This window comes from Corynebacterium ulcerans (assembly GCF_900187135.1).
GTDB lineage: Bacteria > Actinomycetota > Actinomycetes > Mycobacteriales > Mycobacteriaceae > Corynebacterium > Corynebacterium ulcerans.
In genome coordinates, this window is record NZ_LT906443.1 from 1,924,262 (window position 1) to 1,942,503 (window position 18,242).

Annotated in this window: 18 protein-coding genes; 16 read left to right on the forward strand and 2 right to left on the reverse strand. The window is 52.7% G+C overall.

All coding sequences use genetic code 11. The features are described from left to right. Nucleotides 1–264: 264 nt before the first annotated feature. From rpsH to CKV68_RS08750, 12 genes are all read left to right on the forward strand, one after another. Nucleotides 265–663, forward strand: a complete 399-nt coding sequence (gene rpsH / locus CKV68_RS08695) for a 30S ribosomal protein S8 (protein WP_013910810.1) — start codon at nucleotides 265–267, stop codon at nucleotides 661–663. Between the two features lie 15 nt (nucleotides 664–678). After that, the gene (gene rplF / locus CKV68_RS08700; protein ID WP_013910811.1) at nucleotides 679–1,215 is read left to right on the forward strand and encodes a 50S ribosomal protein L6; all 537 of its coding nucleotides are present in this window, start codon (nucleotides 679–681) and stop codon (nucleotides 1,213–1,215) included. A 3-nt stretch (nucleotides 1,216–1,218) separates the two neighbouring features. Continuing rightward, complete coding sequence (gene rplR / locus CKV68_RS08705; protein ID WP_013910812.1) at nucleotides 1,219–1,626, forward strand: 50S ribosomal protein L18; 408 nt, start codon at nucleotides 1,219–1,221, stop codon at nucleotides 1,624–1,626. A gap of 40 nt (nucleotides 1,627–1,666) precedes the next feature. After that, nucleotides 1,667–2,293, forward strand: a complete 627-nt coding sequence (gene rpsE, locus CKV68_RS08710; protein ID WP_013241228.1) for a 30S ribosomal protein S5 — start codon at nucleotides 1,667–1,669, stop codon at nucleotides 2,291–2,293. 2 nt (nucleotides 2,294–2,295) lie between these two features. Beyond that, nucleotides 2,296–2,481: a 50S ribosomal protein L30 gene (gene rpmD / locus CKV68_RS08715; RefSeq protein WP_013241229.1), complete on the forward strand. Its 186-nt coding sequence runs from the start codon at nucleotides 2,296–2,298 to the stop codon at nucleotides 2,479–2,481. Nucleotides 2,482–2,485: 4 nt separating this feature from the next. Then, nucleotides 2,486–2,932, forward strand: coding sequence for a 50S ribosomal protein L15 (rplO, locus tag CKV68_RS08720; protein ID WP_013241230.1), 447 nt, complete (start codon nucleotides 2,486–2,488; stop codon nucleotides 2,930–2,932). A gap of 226 nt (nucleotides 2,933–3,158) precedes the next feature. Then, complete coding sequence (locus CKV68_RS08725) at nucleotides 3,159–3,617, forward strand: hypothetical protein (RefSeq protein WP_095076033.1); 459 nt, start codon at nucleotides 3,159–3,161, stop codon at nucleotides 3,615–3,617. A 549-nt stretch (nucleotides 3,618–4,166) separates the two neighbouring features. Then, nucleotides 4,167–5,414, forward strand: a complete 1,248-nt coding sequence (locus CKV68_RS08730; RefSeq protein ID WP_029974616.1) for an extracellular solute-binding protein — start codon at nucleotides 4,167–4,169, stop codon at nucleotides 5,412–5,414. Nucleotides 5,415–5,524: 110 nt separating this feature from the next. Beyond that, a complete protein-coding gene (locus tag CKV68_RS08735; protein WP_013910815.1) occupies nucleotides 5,525–6,931 on the forward strand; it encodes a carbohydrate ABC transporter permease in 1,407 nt (468 codons plus the stop codon). Next, nucleotides 6,931–7,809: a sugar ABC transporter permease gene (locus CKV68_RS08740; protein ID WP_013910816.1), complete on the forward strand. Its 879-nt coding sequence runs from the start codon at nucleotides 6,931–6,933 to the stop codon at nucleotides 7,807–7,809. The genes CKV68_RS08735 and CKV68_RS08740 overlap by 1 nt, the downstream gene beginning before the upstream one ends. Before the next feature lie 167 nt (nucleotides 7,810–7,976). Further along, nucleotides 7,977–8,720, forward strand: a complete 744-nt coding sequence (locus tag CKV68_RS08745; RefSeq protein WP_038617629.1) for a TraX family protein — start codon at nucleotides 7,977–7,979, stop codon at nucleotides 8,718–8,720. 194 nt (nucleotides 8,721–8,914) lie between these two features. Then, nucleotides 8,915–9,712: a formate/nitrite transporter family protein gene (locus tag CKV68_RS08750; RefSeq protein ID WP_095076034.1), complete on the forward strand. Its 798-nt coding sequence runs from the start codon at nucleotides 8,915–8,917 to the stop codon at nucleotides 9,710–9,712. A 27-nt stretch (nucleotides 9,713–9,739) separates the two neighbouring features. On the opposite strand, the gene CKV68_RS08755 is transcribed toward CKV68_RS08750, so the two are convergent. Further along, nucleotides 9,740–10,987 (reverse strand): DUF4032 domain-containing protein, encoded by a 1,248-nt coding sequence (locus tag CKV68_RS08755; RefSeq protein WP_013910819.1) that lies wholly within the window; start codon nucleotides 10,985–10,987, stop codon nucleotides 9,740–9,742. A gap of 116 nt (nucleotides 10,988–11,103) precedes the next feature. Beyond that, nucleotides 11,104–12,240, reverse strand: coding sequence for an ABC transporter ATP-binding protein (locus tag CKV68_RS08760; protein WP_014525342.1), 1,137 nt, complete (start codon nucleotides 12,238–12,240; stop codon nucleotides 11,104–11,106). Nucleotides 12,241–12,845: 605 nt separating this feature from the next. Between CKV68_RS08760 and secY the strand changes: the two genes are divergently transcribed. The 4 genes from secY to CKV68_RS08780 all read left to right on the forward strand — a co-directional run bounded on the left by secY (nucleotide 12,846) and on the right by CKV68_RS08780 (nucleotide 18,120). Then, nucleotides 12,846–14,168 (forward strand): preprotein translocase subunit SecY, encoded by a 1,323-nt coding sequence (secY, locus tag CKV68_RS08765; RefSeq protein WP_013910821.1) that lies wholly within the window; start codon nucleotides 12,846–12,848, stop codon nucleotides 14,166–14,168. After that, on the forward strand, nucleotides 14,168–14,713 hold the full coding sequence (locus CKV68_RS08770) for an adenylate kinase (protein WP_013910822.1): 546 nt from the start codon (nucleotides 14,168–14,170) through the stop codon (nucleotides 14,711–14,713). The genes secY and CKV68_RS08770 overlap by 1 nt, the downstream gene beginning before the upstream one ends. A gap of 161 nt (nucleotides 14,714–14,874) precedes the next feature. Then, nucleotides 14,875–15,669: a type I methionyl aminopeptidase gene (gene map, locus CKV68_RS08775; RefSeq protein WP_095076268.1), complete on the forward strand. Its 795-nt coding sequence runs from the start codon at nucleotides 14,875–14,877 to the stop codon at nucleotides 15,667–15,669. 384 nt (nucleotides 15,670–16,053) lie between these two features. Continuing rightward, nucleotides 16,054–18,120 (forward strand): sialidase family protein, encoded by a 2,067-nt coding sequence (locus CKV68_RS08780; RefSeq protein ID WP_095076035.1) that lies wholly within the window; start codon nucleotides 16,054–16,056, stop codon nucleotides 18,118–18,120. The last annotated feature ends 122 nt before the right edge of the window (nucleotides 18,121–18,242 follow it).

Here is an 18,242-nt window from a genome sequence, read left to right on the forward strand (position 1 = left end):
TGTAAAAAAAGTTGGCAAGAAGAACAACGTAGAGTACGCTGGCCACTTGGACTCGTGCGCCCTTATCAAGGTACAGCCGAGACCATGTACAAATTTTCATACCTACTTTGTTGTAGGCCCCTCGCCTTATGCGACCGTGTGGACATGTGGCAGCGAGCGCCCCAAGCTACTGAGTTTGGGGAGCGTAAGTGGCCCGAGAGCACGCGGTAACGCACGTTTAAAGGTGGGTAGGAACCGCAACGAGAAAGGCGCCAGGTCACTTTTATGACCATGACAGATCCTATCGCCGACATGCTGTCGCGCGTGCGCAACGCAAACCACGCGCACCACGACGTAGTGTCGATGCCTTCTTCCAAGCTCAAGGCAAACATTGCTGAGATCCTGAAGCAAGAAGGCTACATTGCTGACTACAAGGTTGAGGAAGTAAAGGTCGGTAAGACCCTGACTCTGAACCTGAAGTACGGCCCGAACCGTCAGCGTTCCATCGAGGGCGTTCGTCGCGTTTCCAAGCCAGGTCTGCGCGTGTACGCAAAGTCCACCAACTTGCCGAAGGTCCTGGGCGGCCTGGGCGTGGCTATCATCTCCACGTCTCAGGGTCTGCTGACCGATCGTCAGGCTACCGAGAAGGGTGTAGGCGGAGAAGTTCTCGCCTACGTCTGGTAAAGGAGGAGACGAAATATGTCACGTGTAGGTAAGGCACCTATCGCTATTCCGTCCGGCGTTGAGACCAAGATCGACGGCCAGCTCGTTGAGGTTAAAGGTCCTAAGGGAACCCTGAGCTTCGAGCTCCCAGAGCCAATCCGTGCTTCTCTTGAAGACGGACAGATCTCCGTGGTCCGCCCGGATGATCACCGCAAGAACCGTTCGCTGCACGGTTTGTCTCGTTCGCTCGTTAACAACATGGTTGTTGGCGTGACCGAGGGCTACACCATCAAGATGGAAATCTTCGGTGTTGGCTACCGTGTTGCTCTTAAGGGCCAGAACCTTGAGTTCTCCCTTGGTTACTCCCACCCGGTCCTGATCGAGGCTCCGGAAGGCATCACGTTCGCTGTTGACGGCAACACCAAGTTGTCTGTCTCCGGTATCGACAAGCAAAAGGTCGGACAGATCGCCGCCATCATCCGCCGCCTCCGTAAGGATGATCCTTACAAGGGCAAGGGTATTCGTTATGAGGGCGAGCAGATCCGTCGCAAGGTCGGAAAGACGGGTAAGTAAGCAATGAGCAACAACGAGAACAACAACGGCAAGCGTCTGCCTGTGGGCAAGGACATTTCCACCCGCCGTCGCATCGCTCGCGCACGCCGTCACAACCGCATCCGCAAGAACCTGCGTGGTACCGCCGAGACCCCACGTCTCGTCGTCCATCGCACCTCTCGCCACATGCACGTTCAGGTCATCGACGACTTCGCTGGCCACACCTTGGCTGCTGCATCCACCTTGGAAGCAGAAGTTCGTGCAATCGAGGGTGACAAGAAGGCTAAGGGCGCTAAGGTTGGTCAGTTGATCGCCGAGCGCGCTAAGGCTGCTGGCATCGAGTCGATCGTTTTCGACCGCGCTGGCTACAAGTACCATGGCCGTGTTGCTGCACTGGCCGACGCAGCTCGTGAAGGTGGTCTGAAGTTCTAATGACCGCTATCTCCATGAACATCAACGGAAGGATTGCGTAATGCCGGGACGTGAACGGCGTGACGGCGGACGCTCCGCCGACGACAACCAGAAGAAGAACGATCGCCGTGGCGGACGCCGCGATGATCGTCGTAACCAGCAGCAGGACGAGCGCTCTCAGTACATCGAGCGCGTCGTTACCATCAACCGCGTCTCCAAGGTCGTGAAGGGTGGTCGTCGCTTCAGCTTCACCGCTCTCGTGATCGTCGGCGACGGCAAGGGAATGGTCGGCGTTGGCTACGGCAAGGCCAAGGAAGTTCCAGCTGCAATCCAAAAGGGTGCTGAGGAAGCTCGCAAGAACTTCTTCCGCGTTCCAATGGTTGCCGGCACCATTACTCACCCAGTTCAGGGTGAAGCAGCAGCAGGCATCGTTATGATGCGTCCGGCTGCACCTGGTACCGGTGTTATCGCCGGTGGCGCAGCTCGTCCAGTGCTTGAGTGCGCTGGCGTTCAGGACATCCTCTGCAAGTCTCTTGGCACCGACAACGCTATCAACGTAGTTCACGCTACCGTTGCTGGCCTGAAGCAGCTCAACCGTCCTGAAGAGGTCGCTGCTCGTCGTGGCAAGACCTTGGAAGAAGTTGCTCCGGCTCGTATGCTGCGCGCACGCGCAGGACAGGAGGCGTAACCATGGCCCTGAAGATTACTCAGCATAAGGGTCTGGTTGGTGCAAACCCGAAGCAGCGCAAGAACATGGCTGCTCTTGGTCTCAAGCGCATCAACCACTCCGTCGTACACGAGGACACCCCCGCAGTGCGCGGCATGATCAATGTGGTCCGCCACATGGTGTCTGTCGAAGAAGTGGCAGGGGAGTAAAAACATGAGCGAACCAATTAAGCTCCACGATCTGCGTCCTGCAAAGGGCGCAAACAAGCCAAAGACCCGCGTTGGCCGCGGTGAGGCTTCTAAGGGTAAGACCGCTGGTCGCGGTACTAAGGGCACCAAGGCTCGTAAGCAAGTTTCTGCTGCTTTCGAGGGTGGCCAGATGCCGATCCACATGCGTCTGCCAAAGCTGAAGGGCTTCAAGAACCCTTCCAAGGTTTACTACCAGGTTGTCAACGTTGCTGACCTGGAGAAGGCCTTCCCGAATGGCGGCGAGATCGCAGCTGCAGACATCGCAGCTGCCGGCCTCGTTCGTGCAAAGCAGCCTGTTAAGGTTCTTGGCGAGGGCGAGATCAGCGTTAAGCTGACCGTTTCCGGCGTCAAGTTCTCTAAGTCTGCTAAGGAAAAGATCGAAGCCGCTGGCGGCTCGATCGCCGAGGCTTAATTCTTAGCTAACTGAGAATTTTCTCACTAAAAAGCCGTACCTACTCCGCATTTGCGGTGGTGGGTACGGCTTTTTCTTATCTAGATTCCACTTTTCTGTGTTTTAGGTTATTGAAAATTGACCAAAACCTTATTTAAGGTTAACATGAAAATAACCTAACGCGCTGGGGATTTTTATAGGTAGTCCCTATAGTGCGTCTTTTTCAACTCTCAAAAGGGGATCCCTCATGCAAAAAATCAAAGTTTCAATTATTGCCGGTGCGGTATGCTGCCTAGCTCTGGGTGGTTCCGTGGCGGGGGCTTCTCAGGTTTTGCGTACGGACAATGGCTCGCAAGAAACTAATGTTCGCGAGACTGTGGAGAAACAGGGCGGTATCTGGACCTGTACTCGAGAATCTGTCGTTGTAAGTGGTGGCGAGTCGTACACGTTGGTTTCTCAAGGGCCTTGTACGATTTCGGAACTTGGTCGAGCTTATGAGAAGTTGCTACCTAAAGAAGGGCAGGACCCTCGAATCCTTGAGGGGGACTTGATTCGTACGACTGAAGAATTGGGTCACTACAAGCGCTTAAGTAAAGAACAATCTGAATTGCTTGAGAAGTTGGTTGAGGGTAGTGATTCTGAAACCAAGGAGAAGGTTGAAAAACTGAAGACTCGTCTTTCCGGTCCAAGCAAGACTGGCCGTTAATTTGTACCCCTGGATGTGGATAAGCATCTAGGGGTTTCTTCTGTTCTAGGTGTGTCTCTGAATGTAAGCGGTGATCGATTGGCTGACTTAATGCTCTTCATGGATTCCGGTTAAACGGGTCAGTTTCGTATATTTGCGCAGTTATTGGATATCGTGTGCAAGATCTCACTCTGTCCGATGTTGGTTATTACCTGTTCCGTTTGGGGTGGTCTTTTCGGGGGTCTTCTTTGTTGCGTGAGAAGGTAGGTTGTCTGACCTATTGCCAGCTAGAAGCTGCTTTATTGATACTTTTTCTCTTATTGGTTTTTCCTCGAAAAGGGGGAAAGTTGGTTGGTTAATGCAGGTGGGGGTTGCAAAAAGGGTGAGTGGACTGCGAGTATGGGGTTCTGTGAGTTAGTGCATAAACTTTCGGGTTACTCGAAAGTGTCACAGGCAGTTAAGCTAAGTGTTTGACAGGTGATTACCACTTCAAAAATGCCTTATCCGGGCATGAAGAAAAGGTAGTCGTCCCCCAACTTATCCCCCTAATCTCTAAAGGCGGTGAAGTGGATGAAGATCCACGCAAAGAAGGCCCTCAGCGTATTAGCCATTTCAACCCTCGTTTTGGCCGGCTGTTCCAGCGACAAGGACTCCAAGGGGTCGAGTGCTTCGGGTGACTCTAAGGGCGGCAAGATCACTCTGAGCGTGTGGAGCTCTCAGGAAGATCAGGATGGTGCAGACGGATGGTTGCAGTCCGTTGAAAAGAAGTTTGAAGAGGCACATCCGGACTATGACATCACATGGAAGAACTCGGTCGTTGGTGCAGATCAGGCTGCTACGACTGTAAACCAGGATCCTTCGGCAGCAGCTGATGTCTATGTCTACGCTAATGACCGCCTAGGCTCGCTGTTGGATTCGGGTGCTGTTGGCGAGCTTTCCGACGCTGGCATGAAACAGCTCGGTGAGCAGGCAGAAGACACCATCGCCGCCAGTGTGAAGGGACAAGACGGCAAGGCTTATGGCCTTCCGATTGAGCCGAACACTTGGTTCATGTACTACAACAAGGCAAAGCTAAACCAGGAAGACATTAAGTCCTTTGACACCATGCTGTCTAAGGCTAAGGTCTCTTTCCCTATGTCTAACTCCTGGTACTATCCAGCGTTCTACGCAGGTGCGGGTGCTTCCTTCTTTGGCAAGGACGGCTTGGATGAAAACGCTGGCATCAAGCTTGGCGACAAGGCTGGCGAAGTAACCAAGTACCTGACAAGCGTTGTGAAGAACCCCAACTTTGTCAATGACGCCGAGGGCTCCGGCATCGGTGGGCTAGCTAATGGCTCCGTAGATGTTGTGTTCTCCGGTTCGTGGGATGCAAAGAACATCAAGAAGGCTCTGGGCGATAACTATGGCGTTGCCAGCCTGCCGACCTTCAAGCTCGAAGGCCAGGATGTTCAGATGAAGGCCTTCTCCGGTTCCAAGGCAATTGCTTACAACCCCAACACCAAGAACCCGAAGGTTGCTTCTGAGTTTGCAGCTTTCCTCGCTTCCACTGAGTCTCAGAAGTCTCACTTTGACAAGAACGGTGTTATCCCAGCAGATAAGACGCTGGCAAAGGATGCTGCTATCGCAGCTGACCCTGTGGCAGTCGCACTGTTTGAGACCGTTGCCAATGCTTCGATCTTGCAGCCAACCCTGAAGCCAATGTCTGACTTCTGGGATCCTGCAACCACCTTTGGCAAGGCCCTGGTCAACGGCGAGATCAACGCTGAGAATGCGGTGGCTAAGACCGACGCTTGGACCTCTAGCTTTAACAAAAAGTAATCCCTGAGTATGCGTATGTTGAGCCCAGTCTGCGTGCTGGGCTCAACGTGTGCGTAGCAGTTTTCAAAAGAACACACTTTTAAAAGCCACAGGAAGGGGAGTGCGGGCTCATGAAAGCTGGAGTCCACCGCGGTGGCCTGCTAACCAAACCGAAGCCAAAGACGCAAAAACGCAACGACGAACCGAGTCTCTATTCGCTGTCTAACGCGTGGGCTAACGGAGACGCTATGACAAAGGCATCGCTTATTGTCTTTGGTCTTGGCAATTTACTGCGTAAACAGTTTCTCAAGGGAGCGGTGTTCCTTGGCATAGAGATAGTCGCTATTGCGCTGTTTATAAGCAAAGGTATTAAGGCACTGCAAGAATTGCCAGGGCTTGGTACTGGGGAACAAGGTCGCGTCAAAGTAGACGGATTCTGGGTTTATAAAAACAGTGAGCCGTCGGTTGTTTTGTTGCTCGAAGGCGTGGCCACGATCTTTCTTCTTATCGTCTTCCTGTGGCTAGCTACGATCGCGTTGCGCAGTGCGTACAAGGCACAGACGTTCGTCGAGAAGCAAGGACGCGCGCGTACGCTGAAAGAAGACTTACATGCGTTAACTGATGAAGACGCACCGATTATGCTGATGTCGCTTCCTACGGCTGGCATTTTGATCTTCACGGTTTTGCCGCTGATTTTTATGATCAGCATGGCGTTTACTAGCTATGATTCTCGGAATGTTCAGAAGTTTGACTGGGTGGGGCTAGAGAACTTTGGCAAGGTGTTCTCTAACACCGGTGGTGAAGTTAACCTGCAGATCTTTGTCGGTGTGCTCACCTGGACTCTGGTGTGGGCGTTCTTTGCCACATTCCTTAATTACTTCCTGGGCATGTTCTTGGCCATGATTATTCAGCGCAAAACCACCCGCGGAAAAGCGTTCTGGCGCGCGATTTTCTCCCTGTCTGTGGCTGTTCCGCAGTTTGTGACGCTCCTCGTGCTGCGCAGCATGCTGCAGCCAGAGGGCATTGTGAACCGCCTGCTGCTGGATTGGGGCTGGATTGATAGCAGCTTGCCGTTCTTCACGGATGCAACGTGGGCGCGTGTGACGGTGATCGTTGTCAACCTATGGATTGGTATCCCGTACACGATCATGCAGGTCACGGGTATTCTTCAGAACATTCCAGGCGAGCTCTATGAGGCCGCGCGTCTCGACGGCGCCAGCTGGTGGCAAACCTACCGCAACGTGACGTTGCCCTACATGTTCTTTGTGATGACGCCGTATCTGATCACCACATTTACCGCGAACGTGAATAACTTCAATGTGATCTACATGCTTTCCAAAGGCGACCCAACACCGATTGGCGCCTCGGCTGGTAAAACAGATCTCCTGATTACGTGGCTGTACAAACTCACGGTTGATCGTGGTGACTATAACGTGGGTGCGGTGATCGGTATCTTGACCTTCATTGTTCTCTCCACAGTGGCACTGATTACGTATCGACGAAGCGGCTCTTATCGCAACGAGGAAGGATTCCAGTGATGAGCACCAAACAAGTAGGGATCCGTGGAAGCCAGCGTCGCACACGACAGTTTGTCGACTTCCTCGTTCATCTCTTTCTCACCATCCTCGCAATCATTTGGGTGGTTCCCATCGTCTGGGTTGTAGCAGAAAGCTTTAACAAGAACACTGCTCCGTACACCAGTACCTTTTTCCCCACGGAATACAGCGTGGACAACTATGTTCAGCTCTTTACTGATCACTCAGTGCTGAACTTCCCCAAGATGTTCTTAAACACCCTGATCATTGCCTGCTTTACCTGCGCGATCAGCGTTGTCTTCGTGCTTTTTGTCTCTTATTCCCTGAGCCGTCTGCGTTTCCGATTCCGCAAGGTCTATATGAACACCGCGCTGATTTTGGGAATGTTCCCCGGCATCATGTCGGTGGTAGCTATCTACTTCATCCTTAAAGCGATTGGCCTCACCCAAGGCTGGACCACCACGTTGGCATTGATCATCGTGTATTCCGCTGGCACTGGTATGGGCTTTTACGTGATGAAGGGATTCATGGATACGATCCCGATTTCGTTGGATGAGGCAGCGCTTCTCGACGGCTGCACCAGGTGGCAGGTCTTTACCAAGATTATTCTTCCGATTTCTAAACCGATGATCGTGTATCAAGCGATTGTGGGATTCTTGACCCCCTGGTTGGACTTTGTGCTTGCAAAAGCCATCGCTCGGACACAGGAAAACTACACGGTTTCTCTCGGCCTTTGGAAGATGCTGGAGAAAGAATATATCTACGATTGGTTTGCACGCTTTGCCGCAGGTGCTGTGTGCATCTCTATTCCCATCACGATTTTGTTCATCGTGATGCAGCGTTACTATCAGGAGTCAATGGCTGGTTCCGTTAAGGGATAGTAAAGCTCGTTGTCTGTACAACAAGTGCCCTCGTGTTGGTCATAGATCAAGTAACACGAGGGCATCCCGCTGCAATGGACACAATCTATAAAAGCCACCGGAGAGCCGCGGAGCGCAGCACAGGAAAACCTGAGGTGCGATGCGTGTAAGCAGAAGTGAGGAAATGAATGAATGCTCAGCAACGTCAGAGAGGCTTTAGTGCTCATAAATTAGCTGGCTTAGCAGGGTTTTTCATCATTACATCCGCGCTGGGCTCTCTCCTGTTGTGGCCCATAGACGGGGGGTACGCAGATACTGGCCTGTGGTTATTGACCGTGGGAATCGTGATGGAGGTCATCTCTTGGTGCGCAATCCCACTCGTCGCTTGGCTCTATACGCTGGCAATCAAACGTGGAGTAAACCGATGGCGCCTTGCCGGGTGGACGCTCATTATCGCCGTGGTGAGCGAGGTGCCCTACGATTTGGCGTCGGAGCGTCGAGTGTGGAGCGTTGAGTCGCAGAATCCTGTGTGGGTACTGCTGATAGCTCTCGTGGTACTGGCAGCTATCGACATCACGGCGCAGTTGTCTACTGCGGTGAGGTGGTCAGCAATGTTGGGTGTCACTCTTGCCGCGATATTTTGGATAGTGGCGCTTTCCTTGGGAACACGTTTGGGAATCATCCCGATGGGGGTCGCCTTACTCGGATTCATCATGATCTTTTATCTCTTCTGGGGAGCTGAGAATCGCATGATGTATTCAGCTGGTGCTTTTGGTGCGGCGATGTTTATTTCGCCGGCGCTGGGAACAGTATTTTTGCATTACCGCCAGCCGTTACTCGACGAGGAAGGCGATGTGCCGGCAGCCTGGATTCCATGGGCATACCCTGCGGTTCTTCTGTGTACGGGGCTTATCGCCACGGTGCTGATGTAAAAAGGCAGTAAAGCCGCCGTGCTAGGAAGCCCAGGCGGAGTTGAGGGCTGGATTGAGAATGTGAATAGTTTCTCACTCTCCTCAAATAAAGAAGAGATGCTCTAACATCGATCTGTTACGTTCGCGCGAACTGAGACCACCCCTTCGCGGGGGCGCAGCGCGGACTCATCTCGATTTAGGAAAGGTCGTGCACGTTGACCGCGCCCGCATCTCTCAACGATAAAGTCTCCTCAGCAGTAGCAAAGAAAGTCGCCCTCTTTGACACCGACTTTTGGCGGTACTCTGTCCGCTGCATTTTCGCTGGCGTTTATCTCACCCTTGGAACAGCTTTCGCCGTGACGCTCGGCCAAAAGCTCGATCATATCGTTCCAGGCGTGGGCTACCCAGTCTTTGGGTTGATGTTCTTTGTCGGCCTCTACACCATAGTGTTGCTCAACGCCGAGCTTGCCACCAGCAACATGATGTACCTCGGGTTTGGAGTGGTCAATAAAAAGGTGTCTTTGTCCAAGGCAACCCTCGTGCTTCTTGTCTGCACCTTTTTTAACCTTGTTGGTTCTGCACTCGTGGCTTTTTTGCTGAGCAGAGCAGTCGTGTTTTCCCATGTGGACGCAGAGAACCTGGTCTCCACTATCACGGAAACTAAATTGGCCAAGGCGTCTTTGGGACTCCTCATCGAGGGAATTCTGGCTAACGTCGTGGTCAACATGGGCATCATTGGCGTGGCCACGATGAAAGAATTCTCCGGCAAGCTTCTTACTCTGGCGGTTATCATCAGCATGTTTACCGTGATGGGGCTTGAGCACGTTATCGCAAACTTTGGTCTTGTCTCTTTGGTCGGGTTCAGCGCCGAGACGCTCCCAGCCCATTTTGATGCTGCGCATATCGCTCACAACTGGGCGGTTGTCTTTATCGGTAACCTGCTAGGCGGAGGCGTGTGTATGGGCGCCGTGTACGCCTGGCTGAACCGGGGAAACGACAAGTACCGCGACTAAAAAGCTTATCGACGCCCCCACACTTGCTTAATCCTCCGATAGCTCGTCGTGGGGGTCTTGGTCCAACATCCGCTCCTCGTCTGGCCGATGAGGCAGGATGGTTTTTGCATAGTCCGCTGCCGCAGTCTCCAGCGGCACCTCATGCCCGGCGTGCTCTGAGAGATACCACTGATGTTCGAGAACCTCATGGAATATCTGCGCGGGCTGCAGCCGCGCCGAATACTCCTGGGGGATAGCCGCAAGCGTGGGCTCAAAAATATGAGTCAACCACTCATGCGCAATTGTGCTCATCGGCCGGTGACTATCTGAATGTATTGCTCGGTAGGTCTCAATGGCGTTGAGTATGCGCCGGGCCTGGTTTTCTTGCACGTCTAGGCCTGTGAGCCGCATGAGCGCTCGGTGATGATGTCCTGCGTCGACTACCCGAGGCCTAATATGCACGGACTGTCCTTCATCGGAACTTGTGAGTTTGAGTTCTCCTACGTCAAAGCCCAGTGCGTTGAGCTTGTCGATCCGCTGCTGCACTTTCCAGTGCTCGTCTGGCCCAATGGTTTGCTCGGCGGTCAGTTCCTCCCATAACAGGGTGTACTTTTCCACGATGCGATTGCCTATTTCTATAGCGTCCACGTCAGGGGAGAGGAGTTTGCCGCTTTGCAGATCCATAAGCTCGCCGATGATGTTCACCCGTGCGATGTCGACGTCGTAAAGCCTGCGTTGATCGCTGAGTTTAGGCTGTAGCTCGCCAGTTTCTGCGTCGACAAGATACCCAGAAAAAGAGTCTGCGTCTCGACGAAACAGCGTATTGGAGAGGCTGACGTCACCCCAGAAGAAATTCAGTAGGTGCAGGCGGACTAAGAGGACTGCAAGTGAGTCGATAAGTCGGGTGGCGGTTTCTGAGCGCATGGACTGAGAAAAAACCGCGCGGTAGGGGAGAGAAAACTCCAGATGCTCCGTGACCAGTGCCGCTGTGAGGGGTTCCCCGGTGGCGTCGACACGCCCGGTAATGACTGCAAGAGGGCGTACCGACGGCGCCCCTAAGCGATTGAGGTCCCGCAGCGTTTTGTACTCATGGTAGGCAACTTTTTGCCCGATCTCTTTGATCGCAAAGACCCTGCCGTCGATCCCCACAAAGCGCACCACATGGCGCGAAATTCCGCGGGGGAGCGATGCTAAGTATTCTTCCGGCCAGTCTTCTAACGGAAGTGACCAGGGCAGCTGTAGCAATGCTGGGGCGATCGTACCGTTAGTTATCTGCATAGAGGGGGTAGCAGGCATGAGGACTCTTTCACGAAGACTTCGAGGAGATGAGGGGACAGGGCCGAAGGCTAATTGCACGAAAGCCCACGCGGGGAAGATCCCGTGTGGGCAGCGGCGGTAAGAGCTAAACGTGCTTATTCTGGAAGTCGCACGCCCGTGGACTTGGAGAAGTTATGCTGAGCGCCCTCACGGATACGGACATGGACGATGGAACCAATAGGAGGCGCTGCATGCGGAGCGGTGCGAATGATGATCTCATCAGTGGACTCGTCATCGGGGTTAGCGTCCGTGCCAGAGCCTAGTGATCCGCCACCCTCAAGCTTGCCGTACATGTAGGCATCGGAGCCGAGCTCCTCGACCAAGTGCAGCTTTACCGGAATGGTATTCGGATCGTTTTCAGAAACAACCTCAAGTGCCTCTGGTCGGAAACCGATAATGATCTTGCCGTTATCAGACGGAGTAATGGCTGCGCGTGTTGCTGGGCTTAGCGGAACTCGTGCCTTGCCCAGGACCGCATGATCGCCTTCAACTGTGAACGTTCCCAAGTTCATGGCTGGGGAACCGATAAAGCCAGCCACAAACTCGTTTGCTGGGAAATCGTAGAGCTCACGAGGCGTTCCTACCTGCTGCAGCACGCCGAACTTAAGCACCGCGATGCGGTCACCCATGGTTAGGGCCTCGGTCTGATCGTGGGTCACATACAAGGTGGTGACACCAAGTTCGCGCTGAAGAGCAGCGATCTGGGTACGAGTCTGCACGCGAAGCTTTGCATCCAGGTTGGAGAGAGGCTCATCCATGAGGAAGACCTCAGGCTTGCGGACGATGGCGCGTCCCATAGCCACACGCTGGCGCTGACCGCCGGAAAGTGCCTTTGGCTTGCGGTCGAGATACTCGGTGAGATCAAGGGTGCGAGCAGCCTCTTCAACGCGACGGTTGATTTCTTCCTTGGGCTTCTTATCAATCTTCAGCGCAAAGCCCATGTTCTCGCGGACAGTCATGTGGGGATACAGCGCATAGTTCTGGAAAACCATGGCGATGTCACGATCGCGAGGAGGCATGTCTGTTACATCACGGTCACCGATCGAAATACGGCCAGAGTTGACGTCTTCAAGACCTGCCAACATGCGCAAGGTAGTAGATTTACCGCAGCCTGACGGTCCCACGAGGACCAGGAACTCGCCGTCCTCAATATGGAGGTCAAATTCATCGACAGCTGGCTTATTCGCGCCGGGATAAACGCGAGATGCTTTTTCAAAGGTCACTGATGCCATAGTGAGGCAACTCCATTTCTTCATCGGCAGGTACGTGCCGAACGGTCCGTAGTAAAGAATCGCGTGGAAGCGTGCGTGAGGACAAAGTCCTCGGTATGAGCTATACGCAGTAATTGGGCATAGACATCGTTATTGTACGGGGAAAGTGCGTGACACGGGCGCACAATGAAAAAACTTGAGACGTATGACTCATCTTTAGGGGGAGAAGTATCGGGTGAGTTACGGCATGACCGCTTAGGGGATCCTAAAGCTAAAAATAACCTTAACTGTGTAGTTGGTGGGGTGCGGTGGTAGAGTAAAGCGGTCAATCATGTCCAACCTCAACTTTTGATGGAATGCGAGCTTTTTGTAAGCGGGACTGGCAGGAGAAAGGGAGAATGGTCTGTAACAGGGATTCTTCCAAAACAGCAGTTGAAGCTAGCTTTTTCTGTGATTGAGATTTCTCTGGTCGCCTGCGGCAAAAAAGATTGCATTATTCAACGGTTAGAGCGAACGAGTTTTATTTAAACCTTCCATCCTTTGCGATGAAGCCGGAAGCATGATCAGCGTTGCGTTGATTCATTGCTGTGGTCTCATCACGGGGGTATGCGAAGCCAGGAGGCTAAGTGTCCGCCATTTTTCAGGCATTCCGGGACGCGGATCTGCGCAAGAAGATTTTGATCACCCTTGCGCTGATCATCCTTTACCGGATTGGTGCACAAATTCCGTCACCCGGAGTAGATTACGCGTCTATCAGTGGGCGTCTTCGTGAGCTGACCTCAGACTCCTCGAGTGTCTACTCGCTCATCAACCTGTTCTCGGGTGGGGCGCTACTGCAGCTGTCGATTTTTGCCATCGGCGTGATGCCGTATATTACGGCTTCGATTATCGTGCAGCTGCTGACTGTGGTGATCCCTAAGTTTGAAGAACTGAAGAAAGAGGGGCAGTCTGGTCAAGCAAAGATGGACCAGTACACCCGCTACCTCACTTTGGGCTTAGCTCTGTTGCAGTCTTCCGGCATCGTTGCTTTGGCAGACCGTAAGCAGCTTTTGGGCTCTGGCGTCCAGGTGCTGATGCCCAATGCGGGCCTGTGGACTCTCATCATGCTGGTACTTGTTATGTCTGCTGGTGCAATGCTCGTTATGTGGCTAGGTGAGATCATTACTGAGCGCGGCGTGGGCAACGGTATGTCTTTGCTCATCTTTGCAGGTATCGCTACTCGACTTCCCTCCGATGGCGCAAACATTTTGAATTCTTCCGGCGGCGTGGTCTTTGCCGTTGTATTGGTAGCCGTGATCATTCTCGTGGTCGGCGTTGTGTTTGTGGAGCAAGGTCAGCGCCGTATTCCGGTGCAGTACGCAAAGCGTATGGTGGGACGTCGTCAGTACGGCGGCTCCTCTACGTACCTGCCTTTGAAGGTTAATCAGGCCGGTGTTATCCCCGTGATTTTCGCGTCCTCGCTCATCTACATGCCTGTGCTGATCACGCAGATCATCAATTCTGGCTCCCACGAGGTCTCTGATAACTGGTGGCAGCGCAACGTTATTCAGTACTTGCAGACCCCGTCTTCATGGCAGTACATCGTGCTGTACTTTGTCCTGATTATTTTCTTCTCTTACTTCTACGTTTCGGTTCAGTATGATCCGAACGAGCAGGCAGAAAACATGAAGAAATACGGTGGATTCATTCCAGGCATTCGCCCTGGTCGTCCCACCGCTGAGTACCTTGGTTTTGTTATGAACCGTCTGCTGTTCGTGGGCGCTCTCTACCTTGGTATCATTGCTGTTCTTCCTAACATCGCCCTCGATCTGGGGGTAGGGGCAAGCTCTGCAGGCTCCACACCGTTTGGTGGCACGGCTATTCTGATTATGGTCTCGGTCGCGCTGACTACGGTTAAGCAGATCGAATCTCAGCTTCTACAAAGTAACTACGAAGGACTCCTCAAATAATGCGTCTTGTACTCCTTGGACCTCCCGGTGCCGGCAAGGGCACTCAGGCTGCGATTCTCTCCGAAAAGCTTGGTATCCCGCATATCTCGACGGGCGACTTGTTCCGGGCCAATATTGGTGAGGGCACCCCGCTGGGTATCGAAGCCAAGCAGTACATTGATAACGGCAAGCTGGTTCCTACCGACGTCACCGCTCGCATGGTGAAGTCTCGCTTGGAGGAAGAAGACGCTAAAGGTGGTTTCCTTCTTGACGGCTTCCCTCGTACCGTGGAGCAGGCAGAAATCCTCGAAGGTTTCTTGGAAGAATTTGGTACCAAGCTTGACGGCGTGATCAACTACCAGGTCTCCGAGGACGTTGTTGTGGAGCGCATGCTGGCCCGCGGACGTGCAGATGACAACGAGGAGACGATTCGTACTCGTCTGCAGGTGTACCGCGATGAAACCGCACCATTGATTGACCACTACGGCGAGCGGATTATTGCTATCACCGCTGAGGGTACCGTTGAAGATATTAATTCCCGGACCCTTGAGGCCCTAGGAAAATAAAACCTGATTGACTGCGAACCGAGCCTGACGTGTGGCTATACATCCGGTGTATAGCGTTTGTCAGTGCTCGGTTTTTGCATTTTTAATTCATAAAGTTATTCGTTTGCTGCGGCTAGAACGGAAGAATACGTCCTGATAAAGGGCATGAAAGTGATGTGATGATGGGGTTTCGATCCAAACGCAAAGTGATTCCAGCTAAAACGCCCGCGGAACTTGATGCGATGCAAGCTGCAGGTGAGATTGTGGGTAAGGCGTTGCAGGCCGTTAAAGCCGCCGCAGCTCCAGGGGTAAGTACTCTTGAGCTTGACGCGGTTGCGGAAGAGACCATTCGGTCCTACGGTGCTATCCCCACATTTAAGGGTTATGAAGGCTTCCCAGGTTCAATCTGCGCATCGGTGAATGAAGTGATCGTTCACGGAATCCCGAACGCGGAGACGATCTTGCGGGAAGGTGACCTGGTGTCTATCGACTGCGGGGCGACCCTTGAAGGATGGGTAGGAGATTCTGCCTGGTCCTTTGGTATAGGTGAACTCGCCGCGGATGTCCAAGCGCTTAACGATGCCACCGAGTGGGTGCTTGCGGAAGGCATGAAGGCGATGGTGCCGGGGAATAGGCTTACCGACGTGTCCCATGCCTTGGAAAAAGCAACGCGCCAGGCGGAAAAGCGCTTTGGTGTGAAACTGGGGATCGTGGACGGCTATGGCGGACACGGCATCGGCCAGACGATGCACGAGGAGCCTTATCTGGCTAACGAGGGGAAGCCTGGTAGGGGACCGATGATCCAAGAGGGATCGGTTCTGGCGATTGAACCCATGCTGACTCTAGGGTCTGTGGATTCCCTTGTTCTCGAAGACGAGTGGACTGTGGTCACGGATGACGACTCATGGTCCTCACATTGGGAGCACACTGTGGCGGCGACAAATGAGGGCCCCCGAATTCTTACCCCCCGGAAGTAGTTACACGTTTTCTGCCTAAAAGTGGTCTGACGGTCTGTGTCTTTGTTCCGTTAGGCCACTTTTTGCGTGCTTTGTGCTGGATATAGCTATTTTTCTTGTTATAAATGCTTTATTATTTTGTGACTTCGACGTAATGTTGTGCACACTACCCCCATTAGTGGAGAAGGACACATTTAAAGCAAAGGTTTTTAAGCGCTCCTTTGTGGTTGCTAGTCTCCTTAGTAACGCCATCTGTATGTTCTATCACCAATTGTTTTGAACGTGATGTGTGTCCCTAATCCATTGTGAACCGTGGGGCACTTGTCGCTATAGGAGGTCGGACGTCTGATGTGTTGGCTGTCTCATTTTTGTGTGTTTCATCCATCTCAAGGAAGGAAGTTTCCAATGACGGAGTCACGCCGCCGTGGAACTCGCAAAGCGCTGATAACTCTCACAGCAGCGCTTGCTCTCACTGCTCAAGGCCTTGCGGTCCCTACAGTTTTTGCCGAAGAAGCCCTCAGCCCTGCAACTGCTCCCCTCGATAACAATGGGCTTTTCGACGCCGCTCCGCCCGCACCTGTAGCGCGTGGCGCAGTAGGGGAGGGACAGCTTCCTGAACCAAATGAGAATCCGGTCTTTGATGTAAAGACGCTGCGGGACGTGGATCCAGCTGGTCAGCGGTGTTTCCGTATTCCTGCTATTGCTACGGCTGCTGATGGAACGCTTTTGGTGGCTTTTGATAATCGGTATGGTCCGGGCGAGCAGAGTAAAACCTGGTGTCGAGATGCTCCTTACACTCCTGGGAATGCAAAATCTCCTAAAGAACAGACAGATATTGAGCTATATCGGTCTGATGATTCCGGTAAGACCTTTAGCGACGGGGGATTTATTGCACGTGGTACTACAGATGAACGTGGCCTTTCGTATACGGATCCTGCCTTGGTTGTAGACCGAATTAACGGAAAAATATTTGCCTTTTTCGTCCGTGGATATGATCAGCGCTTTTTTCAAGCTGGTGCAGGGGTGAATAAAGGCGATATCGATGCTGTAATACAACGCCGTGACGTTCAGGATACTGTGGTAATTGAATCTCAGGATAATGGTGAAACCTGGGGGAATATGCGCCTCATCAGTGGCTTGACTGAAAAGATTTTAGTCAAAACGCACGGGAACTCGGCTGTTCCTGGATATGGACGATTCGTGACTTCGGGAAGCGGGATTCAACTTACTTATGGGGTACATTCGGGTCGTTTAATTGTTCCTATTTCTGTGAAGACGAAATATGGATCGCAAGATAGGGTAGTAAATCTTTCGATCTATTCGGATGATGGTGGAGAGACCTGGGAAGCTGGCGAAGGCATCGCAGGCGATGGAATCTTTAACGGTGATGAGAGCAAGCTCGTTGAGCTGTCGGACGGCCGCATCATGATGAATTCGAAGGACAATGATAAGACCCGTTGGACCGCTTATTCTTCTGATCAGGGGGAAACCTGGTCTGACCCGGTACGTACTGTTGTTGCTCCGCCGCAGTTTCCTACCAAGCACAATACGGGCATTAATGTTTCCCTGATCAGGGCTTATCCTAATGCTCCCGAGGGGAGTGCTGCAGCCCGCGTCCTTTTATACTCTGCGCCAATTGACAAACGCACGAACCATGAGCACACGAAGGATGGACGCAATAACGGCTGGGTCATGGCTTCCTGTGACGATGGTAGGTCATGGACACATGGGCGCCAGATCGAATCAGGTCGTTTCCAATATTCGGTCATGACTCCTATGGCTGACGGAAATATCGGCATGGTTTATGAGACGGGAACATTTGATACCGGCATGATCCTCAAGTTCGCCAAGTTCAACATGGCGTGGCTGGGCGCTGATTGCTTGAGTAATAAGGCCCTGGGTATCACTGATCTGCCGGATCCCGCTCTGGCCAAGGCCATTGAAGATGCGAAAGCTGCGACGGCTAAGGCTGAGGAGGCTACGGCGAACGTCGTAAGGCTAACAAAGGAGCTGGAGGATCTTGAGATTGATAGGGAAGAACTGCTAGAAGCTCTGGATAAGGCTAAGGCAGCGGCGCAGAAAGCCATTACTGCTGCGGAAGAGGCTAATGCCAAGGTTAAGGCCGCTGAGGAGGCTACGGCGAAAGCCGAAGAATCCGCTGCAAAGGCAGAGGATGAGGCTAAAGCCCTTGCAGAGCAATTGGCCAAGGTTGAGGAGGAATTAGCAAAATCCCAAGATCAGGCAAAGGTTCTCGCTGAGGCTAAAGAGGCTGCCGAGATTGCTCAAAAAGCAGCAGAAGAGGCGCTTAGGTTGGAGAAAGAGAAGAACAAAACAGGTAAAGACACAGATAACACCGAAAATAAAGGTTTTTGGCAAGGTCTTTTGCAAGTCTTGCCAGGACTTGCACCCATTTTCAGTTTCTTAGCATCGCTATGGGATGGGATACAGAAATTATTTGGGGTTAAAGCCTAAAACGGCGAGAACAATGTGATCGCTAAAAAATGGGCGTGTGGAGCAGAATCCACACGCCCATTTTTGTTTATCTCTTGCTAAAAGTTGCCGAATTGTTACGTGCGACACGCCGAGTCGGGTGT